The sequence below is a fragment of the Streptomyces sp. SKN60 genome (genome assembly GCF_026236535.1).
In the GTDB taxonomy this organism is placed as follows: domain Bacteria; phylum Actinomycetota; class Actinomycetes; order Streptomycetales; family Streptomycetaceae; genus Streptomyces.
The window spans coordinates 1-2,801 of record NZ_JAHTMW010000048.1 but is presented as its reverse complement, the minus strand read 5'-3'; the positions used below and the strand labels follow the sequence as shown (position 1 = coordinate 2,801).

Genomic DNA, 2,801 nt, shown 5'->3' with positions numbered 1-2,801 from the left:
CCCCACACACACTTCGTGGCCGTCGCGCGCTTACCCGGCGCGGGGCGGTTTGGACAGGGAGAAACGACAGGTGGCAGCACCGAAGAAGGGCCGAAGGCCGGCGGGGGGCCAGAGCCGGCCGGGCCGCGCCCTGGCACTCATTGTGATCGCCATGGTCGCGCTCACCGGCGGCATGTTCTGGTCGGGGCACACCACCCCGCGCCTGGGCATCGACCTCGCCGGCGGCACGTCGATCACGCTCAAGGCGAAGGCGGAGCCGGGCAAGGAGTCCGCCGTCAACGAGACCAACATGAACACGGCCGTCGGCATCATCGACCGCCGTGTCAATGGTCTGGGTGTCTCCGAGGCCGAGGTCCAGACCCAGGGCCGCGAGAACATCATCGTGAACATCCCGCGAGGGACGAACGAGAAGCAGGCTCGCGAGCAGGTCGGCACCACCGCCCAGCTGTACTTCCGGCCGGTCCTGGCCGTCGCTGCGGCCGAGCAGCCCGCGCCGAACCCGAGCGCCACCCCGAGCGGCTCGGCCACTCCGTCGGCGAAGCCCTCCGGCGCCACCGCGGACCAGGGCAAGGACAAGAAGTCCGCCACCCCGTCGGCTAGCGCCTCCACCCAGGGCCGCGCGGTCTCCGAGGCCCTGAAGGCCCCGAGCCCGACGCCGACCGCGAGCGCCTCCGGCGCGCCGAAGGCCACCACGCCGCCGGCCCCCACGCCGACGGCCGACGCGGCGACCGCCGCCCTGCAGCAGAAGTTCGCGGCGCTCAACTGCCTCGACCCCAAGCAGCGCAGCGCCGCCGGCGTGGGCGTCAAGCCCACCGACACCACCGTCGCCTGTGGCAAGAACTCGATCGGCCAGTGGGAGAAGTACCTGCTCGGCCCGGCCGAGGTCGACGGCAAGGACGTCGACGACGCCGCGGGCGTCTTCGACCAGCAGCGCGGCATGTGGATCGTGACCATGGACTTCACGGACTCCGGTTCGAAGAAGTTCCAGAAGATCACCAGCAAGCTGTCGGCGCAGACCGAGCCGCTGAACCAGTTCGCCATCGTCCTCGACGGCGAGGTCGTCTCGGCCCCGTCCGTGCGCCAGACGCTGAGCGCCAGCGCCGAGATCTCCGGCAGCTTCAACCAGCAGTCGGCCCAGGACCTCGGCAACATCCTGTCCTACGGTGCCCTGCCGCTCTCCTTCGAGACCCAGAGCGTCGACACCGTCACCGCCGCCCTCGGCGGCGAGCAGCTGCAGGCCGGTCTGATCGCCGGCGCCATCGGCCTCGCCCTGGTCATCATCTACCTGGTGGCCTACTACCGCGGCCTGTCGCTCATCGCGATCGCCAGCCTCGGCGTCTCGGCCCTGCTCACCTACGTGATCATGTCGCTGCTCGGCCCGGCCATCGGCTTCGCGCTGAACCTGCCGGCCGTCTGCGGCGCCATCGTCGCCATCGGTATCACCGCCGACTCGTTCATCGTGTACTTCGAGCGCATCCGCGACGAGATCCGCGAGGGCCGGACCCTGCGCCCGGCCGTCGAGCGCGCCTGGCCGCGGGCCCGCCGCACCATCCTGGTCTCCGACTTCGTGTCGTTCCTCGCCGCCGCGGTGCTCTTCATCGTCACCGTCGGCAAGGTCCAGGGCTTCGCGTTCACCCTCGGTCTGACCACGCTGCTCGACATCGTGGTGGTGTTCCTCTTCACCAAGCCGGTGATGACGCTGGTGGCCCGCACCAAGTTCTTCGCAGGCGGCCACAAGCTGTCCGGCCTCGACCCGAAGAGCCTCGGCGCCAAGCCGCCGCTGCGCCGCACGCGCCGCACCTCCGCCCCCGCCGGCCCCGTCGACCCGAAGGAGGCGTGAGATGTCGAAGCTCGGCGATCTCGGCGCCCGACTCCACCGCGGTGAGGTCGGCTACGACTTCATCGGCAACCGCCGTATCTGGTACGGCATCTCGATCCTCATCACCATCACGGCCATCGTCGCCCTCGCGGTGCGCGGCCTGAACATGGGCATCGAGTTCCAGGGCGGCGCCGTCTTCACCACCCCGAAGTCGGACGTCTCCGTCTCCCAGGCCCAGGAGTACGCCGAGGAGGCCTCCGGTCACCCGGCGGTCGTCCAGAAGCTCGGCAGCGGCTCCCTGCGCATCCAGGTCGGCGGCCTCGACACCGCCAAGTCCGACCAGGTCCGCGCGGAGCTCGCCAAGGACCTGAACGTCCCCGAGCCGAAGATCGCGGCCGAGCTGGTCGGCCCGAGCTGGGGCGAGCAGATCGCCAACAAGGCCTGGACCGGCCTCGGGATCTTCATGATTCTCGTGGTGATCTACCTGGCGATCGCCTTCGAGTGGCGGATGGCCGTCGCGGCGCTCGTCGCGCTGATCCACGACCTCACCATCACCGTCGGCATCTACTCGCTGGTCGGCTTCGAGGTCACGGTCGGCACGGTCATCGGTCTGCTGACGATCCTCGGTTACTCGCTCTACGACACGGTCGTCGTCTTCGACTCGCTCAAGGAGCAGACGAAGGACATCACCAAGCAGACCCGCTGGACCTACAGCGACGTCGCGAACCGCTCGATCAACGGCACCCTGGTCCGTTCGATCAACACCACGGTCGTGGCCCTGCTCCCGGTCGCCGGCCTGCTGTTCATCGGCGGCGGCGTCCTCGGCGCCGGCATGCTGAACGACATCTCGCTGTCGCTGTTCGTGGGTCTCGCCGCCGGTGCGTACTCCTCGATCTTCATCGCCACCCCGCTCGTCGCCGACCTCAAGGAGCGCGAGCCGGCGATGAAGGCCCTGAAGAAGCGCGTCCTCGCCAAGCGGGCC

2 protein-coding genes are annotated in these 2,801 nt (G+C 69.5%); both read left to right on the top strand.

All coding sequences use genetic code 11. The features are described 5' to 3' along the window. Window positions 1–70: 70 nt before the first annotated feature. Window positions 71–1,840 carry a protein translocase subunit SecD gene (gene secD, locus KV205_RS35880; RefSeq protein WP_265869235.1) on the top strand — a complete coding sequence of 590 codons (1,770 nt, stop codon included), beginning with the start codon at window positions 71–73 and terminating at the stop codon, window positions 1,838–1,840. A gap of 1 nt (window position 1,841) precedes the next feature. Next, a partial coding sequence (secF, locus tag KV205_RS35875) for a protein translocase subunit SecF (protein ID WP_265869234.1) occupies window positions 1,842–2,801 on the top strand: 960 nt, incomplete at its 3' end.